18 protein-coding genes and 1 tRNA gene are annotated in these 15540 nt (G+C 63.4%); 17 read left to right on the top strand and 2 right to left on the bottom strand.

Translation table 11 applies throughout. The features are described 5' to 3' along the window. Window positions 1-196 precede the first annotated feature (196 nt). Window positions 197-283, bottom strand: a tRNA-Leu gene (locus J5M67_RS22325). A 106-nt stretch (window positions 284-389) separates the two neighbouring features. Here J5M67_RS22325 and queA point away from each other — a divergent pair. The 6 genes from queA to J5M67_RS22295 all read left to right on the top strand — a co-directional run bounded on the left by queA (window position 390) and on the right by J5M67_RS22295 (window position 6493). Next, window positions 390-1433, top strand: a complete 1044-nt coding sequence (gene queA / locus J5M67_RS22320) for a tRNA preQ1(34) S-adenosylmethionine ribosyltransferase-isomerase QueA (RefSeq protein WP_207887499.1) — start codon at window positions 390-392, stop codon at window positions 1431-1433. Between the two features lie 12 nt (window positions 1434-1445). Next, entirely contained in the window at window positions 1446-2564 is a 1119-nt protein-coding gene (gene tgt, locus J5M67_RS22315; protein ID WP_207887520.1) for a tRNA guanosine(34) transglycosylase Tgt, read from the top strand. A gap of 36 nt (window positions 2565-2600) precedes the next feature. Continuing rightward, window positions 2601-2942 (top strand): preprotein translocase subunit YajC, encoded by a 342-nt coding sequence (yajC, locus tag J5M67_RS22310; RefSeq protein WP_152225372.1) that lies wholly within the window; start codon window positions 2601-2603, stop codon window positions 2940-2942. Window positions 2943-3006: 64 nt separating this feature from the next. Beyond that, window positions 3007-4869 (top strand): protein translocase subunit SecD, encoded by a 1863-nt coding sequence (gene secD, locus J5M67_RS22305; RefSeq protein WP_207887498.1) that lies wholly within the window; start codon window positions 3007-3009, stop codon window positions 4867-4869. 10 nt (window positions 4870-4879) lie between these two features. Then, window positions 4880-5797: a protein translocase subunit SecF gene (gene secF / locus J5M67_RS22300; RefSeq protein ID WP_207887497.1), complete on the top strand. Its 918-nt coding sequence runs from the start codon at window positions 4880-4882 to the stop codon at window positions 5795-5797. A gap of 159 nt (window positions 5798-5956) precedes the next feature. Then, a complete protein-coding gene (locus tag J5M67_RS22295; RefSeq protein ID WP_207887496.1) occupies window positions 5957-6493 on the top strand; it encodes a glycine zipper 2TM domain-containing protein in 537 nt (178 codons plus the stop codon). Between the two features lie 198 nt (window positions 6494-6691). Here J5M67_RS22295 and suhB read toward each other — a convergent pair whose 3' ends face one another. Beyond that, complete coding sequence (gene suhB / locus J5M67_RS22290) at window positions 6692-7507, bottom strand: inositol-phosphate phosphatase (protein WP_207887495.1); 816 nt, start codon at window positions 7505-7507, stop codon at window positions 6692-6694. Window positions 7508-7655: 148 nt separating this feature from the next. On the opposite strand from suhB, the gene trmJ reads away from it, so the two are divergent. The 11 genes from trmJ (at window position 7656) to ndk (ending at window position 15527) form a co-directional block, all read left to right on the top strand. Next, on the top strand, window positions 7656-8435 hold the full coding sequence (gene trmJ, locus J5M67_RS22285; RefSeq protein ID WP_207887494.1) for a tRNA (cytosine(32)/uridine(32)-2'-O)-methyltransferase TrmJ: 780 nt from the start codon (window positions 7656-7658) through the stop codon (window positions 8433-8435). After that, window positions 8428-9207, top strand: a complete 780-nt coding sequence (gene cysE / locus J5M67_RS22280; protein WP_207887493.1) for a serine O-acetyltransferase — start codon at window positions 8428-8430, stop codon at window positions 9205-9207. The genes trmJ and cysE overlap by 8 nt, the downstream gene beginning before the upstream one ends. A gap of 140 nt (window positions 9208-9347) precedes the next feature. After that, window positions 9348-9842, top strand: coding sequence for a Fe-S cluster assembly transcriptional regulator IscR (gene iscR, locus J5M67_RS22275; protein ID WP_207887492.1), 495 nt, complete (start codon window positions 9348-9350; stop codon window positions 9840-9842). 28 nt (window positions 9843-9870) lie between these two features. Further along, complete coding sequence (locus J5M67_RS22270) at window positions 9871-11085, top strand: IscS subfamily cysteine desulfurase (protein ID WP_207887491.1); 1215 nt, start codon at window positions 9871-9873, stop codon at window positions 11083-11085. Window positions 11086-11112: 27 nt separating this feature from the next. Further along, window positions 11113-11499 (top strand): Fe-S cluster assembly scaffold IscU, encoded by a 387-nt coding sequence (gene iscU, locus J5M67_RS22265; RefSeq protein WP_015478505.1) that lies wholly within the window; start codon window positions 11113-11115, stop codon window positions 11497-11499. A 27-nt stretch (window positions 11500-11526) separates the two neighbouring features. Then, window positions 11527-11850 carry an iron-sulfur cluster assembly protein IscA gene (gene iscA, locus J5M67_RS22260; RefSeq protein ID WP_207887490.1) on the top strand — a complete coding sequence of 108 codons (324 nt, stop codon included), beginning with the start codon at window positions 11527-11529 and terminating at the stop codon, window positions 11848-11850. A gap of 8 nt (window positions 11851-11858) precedes the next feature. Then, window positions 11859-12380, top strand: coding sequence for a co-chaperone HscB (gene hscB / locus J5M67_RS22255; protein WP_207887489.1), 522 nt, complete (start codon window positions 11859-11861; stop codon window positions 12378-12380). A gap of 45 nt (window positions 12381-12425) precedes the next feature. Further along, on the top strand, window positions 12426-14285 hold the full coding sequence (gene hscA / locus J5M67_RS22250) for a Fe-S protein assembly chaperone HscA (protein WP_207887488.1): 1860 nt from the start codon (window positions 12426-12428) through the stop codon (window positions 14283-14285). Window positions 14286-14291: 6 nt separating this feature from the next. After that, window positions 14292-14630 carry an ISC system 2Fe-2S type ferredoxin gene (fdx, locus tag J5M67_RS22245; RefSeq protein WP_015478501.1) on the top strand — a complete coding sequence of 113 codons (339 nt, stop codon included), beginning with the start codon at window positions 14292-14294 and terminating at the stop codon, window positions 14628-14630. Window positions 14631-14644: 14 nt separating this feature from the next. Further along, window positions 14645-14845 (top strand): Fe-S cluster assembly protein IscX, encoded by a 201-nt coding sequence (gene iscX, locus J5M67_RS22240; RefSeq protein WP_207887487.1) that lies wholly within the window; start codon window positions 14645-14647, stop codon window positions 14843-14845. A gap of 250 nt (window positions 14846-15095) precedes the next feature. Then, window positions 15096-15527, top strand: coding sequence for a nucleoside-diphosphate kinase (ndk, locus tag J5M67_RS22235; protein WP_015478499.1), 432 nt, complete (start codon window positions 15096-15098; stop codon window positions 15525-15527). Window positions 15528-15540 lie beyond the last annotated feature (13 nt).

Here is a 15540-nt window from a genome sequence, read left to right as displayed (position 1 = left end):
TGTAGCTGCGCGCGAGCTAGCCGGTTGGGATTTGGGGGCCGGTGTACTCAGCGATGTCCCACATAGTCGCTATGGTGCGAGGTGCAGGTGCAAAAAACTTGAGTTTACAAAGGCAAGGGGAGTTTGCAGACAACAAAAAACCGGCACAAAGGCCGGTTTCTTGGGGGGCTTTTGGGGAAGTCCCGAGAATATCGTGTGGTGCCCCGGGAGAGACTCGAACTCTCACTCTGTCGCCAGAAACGGATTTTGAATCCGCCGCGTCTACCGATTCCGCCACCGAGGCAATGGCCGCGGAGTATAGGGAGGCGCTCTGCATCGGTCAATCCGCTCGATTGGTCAGAATTTGGCAATTCCAGTAATATATCCGGCCCTTCGAGATAGCTCCTCCCATGCGTGTCGCTGACTTTCATTTCGATCTGCCCGAGTCGCTGATTGCCCGCCATCCGCTCGCCGAGCGCCGTGCCAGCCGTTTGCTGGTGCTGGATGGCCCGAGCGGCGAACTCAGCCATCGGCAATTTGCCGACATCCTCGGCTTCCTCCGGCCGGGTGACCTGATGGTGTTCAACAACACCCGGGTGATTCCTGCCCGCCTGTTTGGCCAGAAGGCCTCCGGCGGCAAACTGGAAATCCTCGTGGAGCGCGTGCTGGACAGCCATCGTGTGCTGGCCCATGTGCGTTCCAGCAAATCGCCCAAGCCGGGCTCGAAGATTATCATCGACGGTGGTGGCGAGGCCGAGATGCTGCAGCGCCATGATGCGCTGTTCGAACTGGGCTTCAGCGACGAGGTGCTGCCGCTGCTGGAGCGCGTCGGCCACATGCCGCTGCCGCCCTATATCGATCGCCCGGACGAAGACTCGGATCGCGAGCGCTACCAGACCGTCTACGCCGAGCGCGCCGGTGCCGTGGCTGCGCCTACGGCCGGCCTGCACTTCGACGAGGCGCTGCTGGAGTCGATCCGCGCCAAGGGCGTGGAGACCGCCTTCGTCACCCTGCACGTGGGCGCTGGCACCTTCCAGCCGGTGCGGGTAGAGCGTATCGAAGACCATCACATGCACCACGAATGGCTGGAAGTCAGCCAGGATGTGGTCGATGCCGTCGCTGCCTGCAAGGCGCGCGGCGGTCGGGTGGTTGCCGTGGGCACCACCAGCGTGCGTTCGCTGGAGAGCGCCGCCCGCGATGGCGTGCTCAAGCCTTTCAGCGGCGACACCGACATCTTCATCTTCCCGGGCCGGCCCTTCCATGTGGTCGACGCCCTGGTCACCAATTTCCACCTGCCCGAATCCACGCTGCTGATGCTGGTTTCGGCCTTCGCCGGCTACCCGGAGACCATGGCAGCCTACGCGGCGGCGGTGGAGCAGGGCTATCGCTTCTTCAGCTACGGCGACGCGATGTTCATCACCCGCAATCCGGCACCGCGCGGCCCCGAGGACTGATCCATGAGCTTCATGAAATTCGAACTGCTGGCCACCGAGGGCAAGGCCCGTCGCGGCCGTCTGACTTTCCCTCGTGGCGTCGTGGAAACCCCGGCGTTCATGCCGGTGGGCACCTACGGCACCGTGAAGGGCATGCTCCCCCACGATATCGAAGGCATCGGCGCGCAGATCATTCTCGGCAACACCTTCCACCTGTGGCTGCGCCCGGGCACCGAGGTGATCCAGAAGCACGGCGACCTGCATGACTTCATGCAGTGGAAGGGGCCGATCCTCACCGACTCGGGCGGCTTCCAGGTGTTCAGCCTGGGCGCGCTGCGCAAGATCAAGGAGGAGGGCGTCTACTTCGCCTCGCCCGTGGACGGCGCCAAGGTCTTCATGGGCCCGGAAGAATCCATGGCCGTGCAGCGCGCGCTGGGCTCGGACATCGTGATGATCTTCGACGAGTGCACCCCGTACCCGGCCGAGTTCGACGTTGCCAAGCGTTCCATGGAGCTGTCGCTGCGCTGGGCCAGGCGGTCGAAGATCGCCCACGGCGACAGCCCGTCGGCGCTGTTCGGCATCGTCCAGGGCGGCATGCACGAAGAGCTGCGCATGCGTTCGCTGGAAGGCCTGCAGGAAATCGGCTTCGACGGCCTGGCCATCGGCGGTCTGTCGGTGGGCGAGCCCAAGGAAGAGATGATCCGCGTGCTGGACTTCCTGCCGCCGCACATGCCGGCTGACAAACCTCGTTACCTGATGGGTGTGGGCAAACCCGAGGACCTCGTGGAAGGTGTGCGCCGGGGCGTCGACATGTTCGACTGCGTCATGCCCACCCGCAACGCGCGCAATGGCCACCTTTTCGTTGACACCGGGGTGATCAAGATCCGCAACGCGGTGCACAAGCACGACGAATCGCCGCTGGACCCGACCTGCGATTGCTACACCTGCAAGCACTTCTCCCGCGCCTATCTCTACCACCTGGACAAGTGCGGCGAAATGCTCGGCAGCATGCTCAATACCATCCATAACTTGCGGCATTATCAGCGGCTTATGGCTGGTTTGCGCGAGGCAATCCAACAGGGTACATTGGCGAACTTTGTCGACGCCTTCTACGCCAAGCGCGGCCTTCCCACGCCGCCGCTGGCGGACTGACCTTTCATCGAAAAAGCTTTGTGACAGGAGTTTCCAATGAGCTTTCTAATTCCCGCTGCCTTCGCTGACGCTGCAGCCCCCGCCGCTGCTGCCGGCCCGGCTGGCACCGGCTTCGAGTGGGTGTTCCTGGTCGGTTTCCTGGTCATCTTCTACCTGATGATCTGGCGTCCCCAGGCCAAGCGTTCCAAGGAGCACAAGAACCTGATCGCCGGCCTGCAGAAGGGCGACGAAGTCGTCACTTCCGCTGGCATCGCCGGCAAGGTGACCAAGGTCGCTGACGATTTCGTCGTGGTCGAAGTCTCCGACAGCGTCGAGCTGAAGTTCCAGAAGGGCGCGATTGCCGCGACCCTGCCGAAAGGCACGCTGAAGGCCATCTGAGCCAACCAACAGAAACCCAATCGACGGGGCGCATGATGCGCCCCGCGTCATAACGGGCGGTGTCATGCTCAACAAGTATCCCCTGTGGAAGTATCTGCTGATCCTGGCGGTCCTGGCCGTCGGTTTCATCTATTCCGCACCCAACCTCTACCCGGATGACCCGGCCGTGCAGATCAGCGGCGCGAGCACCGCGCTGCAGGTGTCGCAGGCCGATCTGGACAAGGCCAGCAAGGCGCTGACCGACGCGGGCATCGCCGTCAAGGCGGGCTCCCTCGGCAAGAACAGCGGCCTGATCCGCCTGGTCAAGCAGGAAGATCAACTGCCGGCCAAGGACATCGTCCGCCGCGCGCTGGGTGACGACTACGTGGTGGCTCTGAACCTGGCGCAGACCACGCCGAACTGGCTGCGCTCGATCGCCGCCCACCCGATGAAGCTGGGTCTCGACCTGTCCGGTGGTGTGCACTTCCTGCTGGAAGTGGACATGGACAAGGCCGTCGATGCCCGCATGAAGGTCTACGAAAGCGAGATCAAGAGCGCCCTGCGCAAGGAGCGCGTGCGCTACCGCAGCCTGCCGGCGCAGGATGGCGGCATCCAGCTGGGCTTCACCGAAGAAGCCGACCTGGACAAGGCCAAGTCCATCATCGCCAAGGACTACCGCGATTTCGAAGTCACCCAGAGCGAGCGCACCGGCATGCAGGTGCTGCGCCTGGGCATGACCCCGGCCAAGCTGGCGGAAATCCGTGAGTACTCGATCAAGCAGAACCTCACCACCGTCCGCAACCGCGTGAACGAGCTGGGCGTCTCCGAACCGCTGGTGCAGCGCCAGGGCGCCAACCGCATCGTGGTCGAGCTGCCGGGCGTGCAGGATACTGCCGAAGCCAAGCGTATCCTCGGCAAGACCGCGAACCTGGAGTTCCGTCTGGCCGCCGAGCCGGATGCGATCAAATCCGCCACCGAGACCTTCGAGTTCCGTGAGCCCCGCCGTCCGCCGGCGACCCTGGAGCGTGGCGTGATCATCACCGGTGACCAGGTCACCGACGCCAGCGCCAGCTTCGACGAAAACGGCCGCCCGCAGGTGAACATCCGTCTGGATGGCCACGGCGGCGAGCTGATGAACCGCGCAACCCGCAATAACGTCGGCCGCAGCATGGCGGTGGTGTTCATCGAGCAGAAGCCGATCACCCGCTATACCAAGCAGGTGGTCGACGGCGTCGAGCAGGACGTCGCTGTCCCGGCGTTCAAGGAAGAGAAGAAGATCATCAGCCTGGCGACCATCCAGTCGCCGCTGGGCAACCAGTTCCGCATCACCGGCCTGGATGCTCCGGGCGAGTCCTCGGAACTGGCCCTGCTGCTGCGCGCCGGTGGCCTTGCAGCACCGATGTACTTCGCCGAAGAGCGCACCATTGGCCCGAGCCTGGGTGCGGACAACATCGCCAAGGGTATCGACGCGTCCCTGTGGGGCATGGTCTTCGTCTCCCTGTTCATCATCGTCATCTACCGCTTCTTCGGCGTGATCGCCACCGTCGCCCTGGCCTTCAACATGGTCATGCTGGTGGCGCTGATGTCGATCCTCGGTGCGACCCTGACCCTGCCGGGCATCGCGGGTATCGTACTGACCATGGGTATGGCGGTGGACGCCAACGTGCTGATCTTCTCGCGGATACGCGAGGAGCTGGCGGCGGGCATGTCCGTGCAGCGTGCGATCCATGAAGGCTTCAACCGCGCCTTCACCGCGATCCTCGACGCCAACCTGACCTCGCTGCTGGTCGGCGGCATCCTCTACGCCATGGGCACCGGCCCGGTGAAGGGCTTCGCCGTGACCATGTCCCTCGGCATTATTACCTCGATGTTCACGGCCATCCTGGTCACCCGCGCGATGGTCAACCTGATCTTCGGCGGCCGCGACTTCAAGAAGCTGTGGATCTAAGGGGCCTGAGATGAACATCAAGATCGGTACTATCAACTTCATGGGCGTTCGCAACATTGCGTTCGCCGGCACCCTGATCCTGACCCTGATCGCCCTCGGCAGCTGGTTCGTCAAGGGCATCAACTTCGGCCTCGACTTCACCGGCGGTACGTCGATCAAGCTGGCCTACGAGCAGCCTGCCGACCTTGCCAAGGTGCGTGAGCAACTGGTCGCGGCCGGTTTCGGCGAAGCCGTGGTGCAGAGCTTCGGCGACACCCGGGATGTGCTGGTACGTATGCCCAGCGAGGACCCGGAACTGGGCAAGAAGGTCGCCGCTGCGCTGCAGAAGGCCGATGCTTCCAACCCGGCGAAAGTGAATGGCGTCGAGTACGTCGGTCCGCAGGTGGGTGAAGAGCTGCGCGACCAGGGCGGCCTCGGCATGCTCCTGGCGCTGGGCGGCATCCTTTTGTACGTGGGCTTCCGCTTCCAGTGGAAGTTCGCCCTGGGTGCGATTCTCTCGCTGATCCACGACGCCATCATCGTGATGGGCGTGCTGTCGTTCTTCCAGATCACCTTCGACCTGACCGTGCTGGCCGCGGTGCTGGCGGTGGTGGGCTACTCGCTGAACGACACCATCGTGATCTTCGACCGCGTGCGCGAGAACTTCCGCGTGCTGCGCAAGGCCAGTCTGATCGAGAACATCAACATCTCGACCAGCCAGACCCTGCTGCGGACCATCGCCACCTCGGTGTCGACCCTGCTGGCCATCGCCGCCCTGCTGTTCTTCGGCGGCGACAACCTGTTCGGCTTCTCCATCGCCCTGTTCGTCGGTGTGATGGCGGGTACCTACTCGTCGATCTACATCGCCAACGTGGTGCTGATCTGGCTGAATCTGTCCAGCGAGGACCTGATCCCGCCGCCGAGCAAGGAAGCCGACGAGCGCCCGTAATAGAGCGTTTCCAGGCATCCAAGGAAAGCTCCCGCTACGGCGGGAGTTTTCGTTTGTCGGCCAGGTGTAACGAAGCTGTTGGAACTTTCTTACACTTGGATCGCTCCAAGGCAAGGTAAAGGGCAGAGCCCGAACGAGACGAAAGACCAGGAGGTTTATGTGAACAAGTCGCTGCTCATCGGTACCGTGCTGGGCGCTATAGGCGTGACTGCCGGTGGCGCCGTGGCCACCTACAAGCTGGTGGATCATGGCCCTCAATATGCCGAAGTGCTCGCTGTCCAGCCGGTCAAGGAAACCATCAAGACGCCTCGCCAGGTCTGCAAGGACGTCGCTGTCACTCACCAGCGTCCTGTGAAGGACACCCACCAGATTGCCGGTACGGCGATCGGCGCCATCGCCGGCGGCCTGCTGGGCAATCAGATCGGTAGCGGCAACGGCCGCAAGATCGCCACCGTGGCGGGTGCCATCGGCGGCGGCTACGCGGGTAACAAGGTGCAGGAAGGCATGCAGGAGCGTGATACCTACACCACCACTGAAACCCGCTGCAACACCGTTAACGACACCAGTGACAAGGTCGTTGGCTATGACGTGAAGTACCTGCTGGACGGTAAGCCCGGCCAGGTCCGCATGGATCGCGATCCGGGTTCGCAGATTCCGGTCGACAAGAGCGGCCGCCTGATCCTGGGTCAGCAGTAAGCAGTCGCCAGGAGTGAACGAAAAAGGCGCCCATGGGGCGCCTTTTTCTTTGCCTTGCTTTTCGTGGGAGCGAGTCGCCCTGAATCGTAGCGTCAGAATGAAAAAGCTTCGCGAGCAAGCTCGCTCCTGCAAGGAAAGCGTTCTCGCAGGCACAAAAAAGCCCGGCATCGCCGGGCTTTTTTCAGTCGTGGCTCAGGCTCAGCGCTTGAGCGACGCCGGCAGGTGCGGCTGGATGCTGGTCAGCAGCGCCTTGAAGCACTTGGTGTTACCGGCGACGATCTGGCCCTTCTCGAGGAACTCGTGGCCGCCGGTGAAATCGCTCACCAGGCCGCCCGCTTCCTGGATCAGCAGGGCGCCGGCTGCCATGTCCCACTCGGACAGGCCGAACTCCCAGAAGGCGTCGTAACGGCCCGCGGCGACGTAGGCCAGGTCCAGGCTGGCGGCGCCGGCGCGGCGGATGCCGGCGGTCTGGCCGACCAGGCTGCGGAACATCCCCAGGTAGGCGTCCAGGTTGTCCATCTGGCTATCGCGGAACGGGAAGCCGGTGCCGAGCAGGGCACCTTCCAGGCTCTTGCGGTTGCTGACGCGCAGGCGGCGGCCGTTCAGTGCGGCGCCACGGCCACGGCTGGCGGTGAATTCTTCCTGGCGGATCGGGTCGAGGACCACGGCGTGCTCAAGGCGACCGCGGTATTTGCAGGCGATGCTGATGGCGAAGTGCGGAACGCCGTGGATGAAGTTGGTGGTGCCGTCCAGCGGATCGATGATCCACAGGTAGTCGGCGCCTTCGCCGCTGCCTTCGAGCATGCCGCCTTCTTCGCCCATGATCCCGTGGTTCGGGTAGGCCTTGCGCAGGGCGGTGACGATGGAGAGCTCGGCAGCGCGGTCGACTTCGGTGACGTAGTCCTTGGCTTCTTTTTCGTTGACCGAGAGGGTGTCCAGGCGTTCGATGGAGCGGAAGATCAGTTCACCGGCGCTGCGAGCGGCGCGCAGGGCGATATTCAGCATGGGCTGCATGGAGAGGTCACCTGGGTCGTTAAAGAAAGCCGAGTATTCTAACAGAAAACCATGGCGCTCATAGAGCGACCTGTCGCCTGCGTGGCGCAAGACCCACTGCTGCGGTAGGATTCCCTCCCTTTTTCGCTTTTGTGTGGAGTCGCTGGCGTTGCTCGACAGAATTCGCGTGGTGCTGGTCAATACCAGTCACCCCGGCAATATCGGCGGTACGGCCCGTGCAATGAAGAACATGGGCCTGTCGCGCCTGGTGCTGGTCGATCCGATGGATTTCCCCAGTGGCGAGGCGCGTGCCCGTGCTTCGGGTGCCGATGACATCCTCGATGCGGCCGTGGTCGTGTCGACCCTGGAAGATGCCCTGGCCGGCTGCAGCCTGGTGCTCGGTACCAGTGCGCGCGACCGTCGCATTCCCTGGCCGCTGCTCGACCCCCGCGAGTGCGCTACCACCAGCCTGCAGCACGTCCAGCAGGGCGGCGAGGTGGCGCTGGTGTTCGGTCGCGAATACGCGGGTCTGACCAACGAGGAATTGCAGCGATGTCAATTCCATGTGCATATCCCGGCCAATCCCGAGTTCAGCTCGCTGAACCTGGCGACGGCAGTGCAGGTGCTGGTCTATGAAGTGCGCATGGCCTGGTTGGCGGCGCAAGGCCAGCCGACCAAGCAGGAGAAGGTCGAATCCACCGCCATGCTCAATAGCATTCCGGTGACCTCGGATGAGCTGGAGCGCTTCTACGCGCACCTGGAGTCGACCCTGGTAGATATCCAGTTCCTCGACCCGCAGAAGCCGCGCCATTTGATGTCGCGCCTGCGTCGGCTGTATGGCCGCGCCGGTGTCAGCAAGCTGGAGATGAATATCCTGCGGGGTATTCTGACCGAAACACAGAAAGCTGCCCGTGGGGAGCTTTCCAAGCGGAGTGATGAAGATGTTTGAGCGTGTGCGCGAAGATATCCAGAGCGTATTCCATCGTGACCCGGCGGCGCGCAATGCCTTTGAGGTGCTCACCTGCTACCCGGGGCTGCACGCGGTGTGGCTGCATCGTCTGGCCCATGCCCTGTGGACGTCCGGCTGGAAGTGGCTGGCGCGCATGGTGTCCAACTTCGGGCGCTGGATGACCGGTATCGAGATCCACCCCGGCGCCAAGATCGGTCGTCGTTTCTTCATCGACCATGGCCTGGGTATCGTTATTGGCGAGACCGCCGAGATCGGTGACGACGTGACCATCTACCAGGGCGTGACCCTGGGTGGCACCAGCTGGAACAAGGGCAAGCGTCACCCCACCCTGGCCGACGGCGTGGTGGTGGGGGCGGGCGCCAAGGTGCTCGGTCCGTTCACTGTCGGTGCCGGCGCCAAGGTGGGCTCCAACGCGGTGGTGACGAAAGAGGTGCCGCCAGGGGCTACCGTCGTAGGTATTCCTGGCCGGATCATCATGAAGGACGATGCCGACCAGGCCGCCAAGCGCCAGGCCATGGCCGAGAAGCTTGGCTTCGATGCCTACGGCGTGAGTCAGGACATGCCCGACCCGGTGGCGCGTGCCATTGGTCAGTTGCTCGACCACCTGCAGGCGGTCGATGGTCGCCTAGAGGGCATGTGCAAGGCGCTGACGGCTCTGGGTAGCGACTACTGTGCGAAAGATCTTCCCGTTCTGCGTGAAGAGGACTTCGCCGGCGTGAAAGACACCGAGGACAGCAAGTCGGCGCAGTGATGCGCCGACGCTGGCTCTCTGCTAACATACTGCGCCGCCTCGCTGGCTAATTCCGACTAAAGTAATAGGGCTTATAGTTGACCTAAATAGTCGGAAAAGAGCATACTTCCCCTACACCAGCGATTCTTCCGGATTTCCCCATGCGATTGACCACCAAAGGCCGCTACGCCGTCACCGCCATGCTCGATCTGGCGTTGCACGCCCAGCGTGGCCCGGTTTCTCTCGCCGATATTTCCGAACGCCAGGGTATTTCCCTGTCCTACCTGGAACAGCTGTTCGCCAAGTTGCGCCGTGGCAACCTGGTGGTCAGCGTGCGCGGTCCGGGCGGCGGCTACCAGCTGTCCCGCGACATGACCGGCATCCACGTCGCCCAGGTGATCGATGCGGTCAACGAGTCGGTCGACGCTACCCGTTGCCAGGGGCAGGGCGACTGCCACTCCGGCGATACCTGCCTGACCCACCACCTGTGGTGCGACCTCAGCCAGCAGATTCACGAGTTCCTCAGCGGCATCAGCCTGGCCGACCTGGTCGAACGCCGCGAAGTTCAAGAGGTGGCCCAGCGCCAGGACGAGCGCCGCTGCTCGAGCAGCAAGACGCCGCGCCTCGACAAGATTGAAGCGTCCGCCATCGATTGAGCGAACGCCCGCCTGTAGGAGTTACCTGATGAAATTGCCGATTTACCTCGACTACTCCGCCACAACCCCGGTGGACCCGCGTGTCGCTCAGAAAATGGCTGACTGCCTCCTGGTAGATGGCAATTTCGGCAACCCGGCGTCGCGCTCCCACGTCTTCGGCTGGAAGGCCGAGGAAGCAGCCGAGAACGCACGTCGCCAGGTCGCCGAGCTGGTCAATGCCGACCCCCGCGAGATCGTCTGGACTTCCGGTGCCACCGAGTCCGACAACCTGGCGATCAAGGGCGTTGCGCACTTCTACGCCACCAAGGGCAAGCACATCGTCACCTCGAAGATCGAGCACAAGGCGGTCCTGGATACCTGCCGCCAGCTGGAGCGCGAAGGTTTCGAGGTTACCTACCTGGAGCCCACTCCCGAGGGCATCATCACCCCGGCGATGGTCGAGTCCGCGCTGCGTGAGGACACCATCCTGGTGTCGGTCATGCACGTGAACAACGAAGTCGGCAGCGTCAACGACATCGCCGCCATCGGCGAGCTGACCCGCTCCCGCGGCATCCTGCTGCACGTCGACGCCGCCCAGTCGGCCGGCAAGATCGACATCGACCTGGAAAAACTCAAGGTCGACCTGATGTCCTTCTCCGCCCACAAGGTCTATGGCCCCAAAGGCATGGGCGCCCTGTACGTGCGCCGCAAGCCGCGCGTACGCCTGGAAGCCCAGATGCACGGTGGCGGCCACGAGCGCGGCATGCGTTCGGGCACCCTGGCAACCCACCAGATTGTCGGCATGGGCGAAGCCTTCCGCATCGCCAAGGAAGAAATGCACCAGGAAATGGCCCGCATCGAAGGTCTGCGCAAGCGCTTCTTCGAGCAGGTCCAGGGCCTGGAAGAGCTGTATGTCAACGGCAGCGCCACTTCCTACGCACCGAACATCCTCAACGTCAGCTTCAACTACGTCGAGGGCGAGTCGCTGATGATGTCGCTCAAGGACCTGGCCGTCTCGTCCGGCTCCGCCTGCACCTCGGCCTCGCTGGAGCCGTCCTACGTGCTCCGCGCCCTGGGTCGCAACGACGAACTGGCGCACAGCTCCATCCGTTTCAGCTTCGGCCGCTTCACTACTGAAGAAGAGGTCGACTATGCCGCCAATAAGGTGGTGGAAGCCGTTTCCAAGCTGCGTGAACTCTCGCCGCTGTGGGATATGTACAAAGAGGGCGTCGACCTGTCCAAGGTCGAATGGCAGGCCCACTGACCCGCCCCATAGAAGTGAGGATTAGCCATGGCTTACAGTGACAAGGTCATCGACCACTACGAAAACCCGCGCAACGTCGGCAAGCTCAATGCCGAGGACCCGGACGTCGGCACCGGCATGGTCGGCGCGCCGGCCTGCGGCGACGTGATGCGCCTGCAGATCAAGGTCAACGAGCAGGGTGTCATCGAAGACGCCAAGTTCAAGACCTACGGCTGCGGCTCGGCCATCGCCTCCAGCTCCCTCGCCACCGAGTGGATGAAGGGCAAGACCCTGGACGAAGCCGAATCCATCAAGAACACCACGATCGCCGAAGAACTGGCCCTGCCGCCGGTGAAGATCCACTGCTCGGTACTCGCCGAGGACGCCATCAAGGCGGCCGTGCGCGACTACAAGCAGAAGAAAGGTCTTCTCTGAATCGCGATCGTTGAGTAAGGAGTTCCCATGGCCATCAGCATGACCGAAGCCGCCGCCAACCACGTTCGCCGCTCCCTCGAAGGGCGCGGCAAGGGCGAGGGCATTCGTCTTGGCGTGCGTACCACCGGGTGTTCCGGGCTGGCCTACGTGCTGGAGTTCGTCGACGAACTGGCAGCCGAGGACCAGGTGTTCGAGAGTCATGGCGTGAAGGTCATCATCGACCCGAAAAGCCTGGTATATCTCGACGGCACCGAGTTGGACTTCACCAAGGAAGGCCTCAACGAGGGCTTCAAGTTCAACAACCCGAACGTGCGCGGTGAGTGTGGCTGCGGCGAAAGCTTCAACGTCTGAGGCTGGGTGTGGGTAGTCCCTGTCACTTCGCGCTGTTCGACCTGCAGCCGGACTTCCGGATCGATCTGGAAGCCCTGGGCAATCGCTACCGCGAGCTGGTGCGTAACGTTCATCCGGATCGCTTTGCCGATGCCTCCGAGCGCGAGCAGCGGCTGGCGATGGAAAAGGCCACCGAGCTCAACGACGCCTACCAGACGTTGAAGAGCGCGCCGCGCCGTGCCCTATACCTGCTGGCCCTGCGCGGCAATGCGTTGCCGCTCGAAGCCACGGTGCAGGACCCGGAGTTCCTCCTGCAGCAGATGCGTCTGCGAGAGGAGCTGGAAGACCTGCAGGACAGCGCCGATCTCGATGGCGTGGCGTATTTCAAGCGTCAGCTGAAAGCGGCCCAGCACCAGCTGGATGCCGAGTTCGCCGACTGCTGGGATGACGCCGCCCGCCGCGACCTGGCTGAACGCCTGGTGCGGCGCATGCAGTTCCTCGACAAGCTGGCGCAGGAAGTGCGTCAACTGGAAGAGCGACTCGACGATTAATCCGCGTGGCCCGCGCCGCGCCCGATAAGCCTGATTAGAAACCGCATGGCCCTACTGCAGATCGCCGAGCCCGGACAAAGTCCCCATCCACACCAGCGTCGACTGGCAGTGGGGATCGACCTGGGCACTACCAATTCCCTGGTCGCTGCCGTACGCAGCGGTGTTGCCGAGCCTCTGCCCGATGAGCGCGGCGAGGTCATCCTGCCGTCGGCAGTGCGTTATCTCGCCGATCATGTCGAGGTGGGGGAGAGCGTGCGCCTTGGCGCAGCCCTGGACCCGCTGAACTCCATCATCTCGGTCAAGCGCCTGATGGGCCGTGGCCTGGAGGATGTGAAGCAACTCGGTGGCCAACTGCCGTACCGCTTCACCCAGGGCGAGTCGCACATGCCGTTTATCGAGACCGTCCAGGGCGCCAAGAGCCCGGTGGAAGTCTCGGCGGAAATCCTCCGTACCCTGCGCCAGCGTGCCGAATCCACCCTGGGTGGCGAGCTGGTGGGTGCGGTGATCACTGTCCCCGCCTATTTCGACGACGCCCAGCGCCAGGCTACCAAGGACGCGGCGCGTCTGGCTGGCCTGCACGTGCTGCGCCTGCTCAACGAGCCGACTGCTGCCGCCGTGGCCTATGGCCTGGACAAGAACGCCGAGGGCGTGGTCGCCATCTACGACCTGGGCGGCGGCACCTTCGATATTTCCATCCTGCGCCTGACCCGCGGGGTCTTCGAGGTTCTGGCCACCGGTGGCGACAGCGCGCTGGGCGGCGATGACTTCGACCATGCCATCGCCGGCTGGATCATCGAGCAGTCGGGCATCTCGGCCGATCTCGATCCGGGCGCCCAGCGCCGCCTGCTGCAGGCCGCCTGCGCCGCCAAGGAAGCTCTGACCGACAGTGCCAGTGTTGCGGTGGCCTACGAAGGCTGGAGTGGCGAGCTGAGTCGCTCGCACATGGAATCGCTGATCGATCCGCTGATCCAGCGCAGCCTCAAGGCTTGCCGTCGCGCCGTGCGTGATTCCGGCGTTGAGCTGGAAGAGGTCAGCGCCGTGGTCATGGTTGGCGGTTCCACCCGCGTGCCGCGCGTGCGCGAGCTGGTGGGTGAGCTGTTCGGCCGCGAGCCGCTGACCGATATCGACCCGGACCAGGTGGTTGCCATCGGCGCCGCCATCCAGGCCGATGCCCTGGCCGGCAACAAGCGCGGCGAAGAGCTGCTGTTGCTGGACGTAATCCCTCTGTCGCTTGGCCTGGAAACCATGGGTGGGCTGATGGAGAAGGTGATCCCGCGCAACACCACCATTCCGGTGGCCCGCGCCCAGGAGTTCACCACCTACAAGGATGGCCAGACGGCCATGATGATTCACGTGCTGCAAGGCGAGCGTGAGCTGGTCAAGGACTGTCGGTCCCTGGCGCGCTTCGAGCTGCGTGGCATTCCGCCGATGGTGGCTGGTGCGGCGAAGATCCGTGTCAGCTTCCAGGTCGACGCCGACGGGCTGCTGGGCGTTTCCGCCCGCGAGCTGTCTTCGGGCGTCGAGGCGAGCATCCAGGTCAAGCCGTCCTACGGCCTGACCGATGGCGAGATCGCCCGCATGCTGCAGGATTCCTTCCAGTATGCCGGTGACGACATGGCTGCCCGCGCCCTGCGCGAACAGCAGGTCGAGGCCCAGCGTTTGCTGGAAGCCGTGCAGTCCGCGCTGGACGTTGACGGCGAGCGCCTGCTCGACGCCGAGGAACGCCTGGCCATCGACGCCAGCATGGAATCCCTGCGCGAACTGGCCGCCGGCAGCGACACCGCCGCCATCGAACAACAGATCAAGCGCCTGTCCCAGGTGACCGACGCCTTTGCCGCGCGCCGTATGGACGCCACCGTCAAGGCCGCACTGGCCGGTCGCCGGCTCAACGAAATCGAGGAATAAGCCAAGATGCCGCAGATCGTATTTCTGCCGAACGCCGAACATTGCCCGGAAGGTGCGGTGATCGAGGCCCAGCCGGGCGAAACCATCATGAAGGCGGCGCTGCGCAACGGCATCGAGATCGAGCACGCCTGCGAGATGTCCTGCGCCTGCACCACCTGCCACGTCATCGTGCGCGAAGGCTTCAATTCCATGGAGGCTTCCGACGAGCTGGAGGACGACATGCTGGACAAGGCCTGGGGTCTTGAGCCGGATTCGCGCCTGTCCTGCCAGGCCGTGGTGGGTGAAGAGGATCTGGTGGTCGAGATTCCGAAGTACACCATCAACCAGGTTTCCGAAGGTCACTGAGCGGAGCGCCAACGATGAGTCTGAAATGGGTTGATGTGCTCGAAATCGCCATCCAGTTGGCCGAATCCAAGCCGGATGTCGATCCCCGCTACGTGAATTTCGTCGATCTGCACCGCTGGGTGCTGGCATTGCCGGAATTCAGCGACGATCCCTCCCGGGGCGGTGAAAAGGTCCTGGAGGCCATCCAGGCCGCCTGGATCGAAGAGCTCGACTGAGGGCGCGCGGCACGCTTGCCGCGTACCCATTTGTCATGAACCCGCGTATAATTCGCGGGTTTTATCTTTAGGTGTGCTGTCGAAAAATTCCCGAGGGAATTTCTTCAGCTACCGTCCCCGCGCAGTCGGAGGCGGTCCCGCGCCGCCGCCCGCCGGGCGTCGCCCGCGGCAAACCCTTGAATCACAGGAGCTCCTGGCCAACGCCAGGGGCTTCTTGGCTTTACCAACCTTGCTTTCCGGAGTTATTTCCATGGCCCTGCAACGTACCTTCTCCATCATCAAGCCCGACGCTGTTGCCAAGAACGTCATCGGCGAAATCCTGACCCGCTTCGAAAAAGCCGGCCTGCGCGTTGTCGCTTCGAAGATGGTTCAGCTGTCCGAGCGCGAAGCTGGCGGTTTCTACGCCGAGCACAAAGAGCGTCCCTTCTTCAAGGACCTGGTTGCCTTCATGACTTCCGGCCCGGTCGTTGTTCAGGTTCTGGAAGGCGAAGACGCCATCCTGCGCAACCGTGAGCTGATGGGCGCCACCGATCCGAAGAAAGCCGACGCCGGCACCATCCGCGCCGACTTCGCCGTTTCCATCGACGAGAACGCCGTACACGGTTCCGACTCGGAAGCTTCCGCTGCTCGCGAAATCGCTTACTTCTTCTCCAGCACCGAGGTGTGCGAGCGCATTCGCTGATTTCGGCGAATGA

The sequence above is a fragment of the Pseudomonas sp. 30_B genome (genome assembly GCF_017491605.1).
In the GTDB taxonomy this organism is placed as follows: Bacteria; Pseudomonadota; Gammaproteobacteria; order Pseudomonadales; family Pseudomonadaceae; genus Pseudomonas.
The sequence above is the reverse complement of the archived record's forward strand: the minus strand, read 5'-3'. Positions and strand labels throughout refer to the sequence as shown.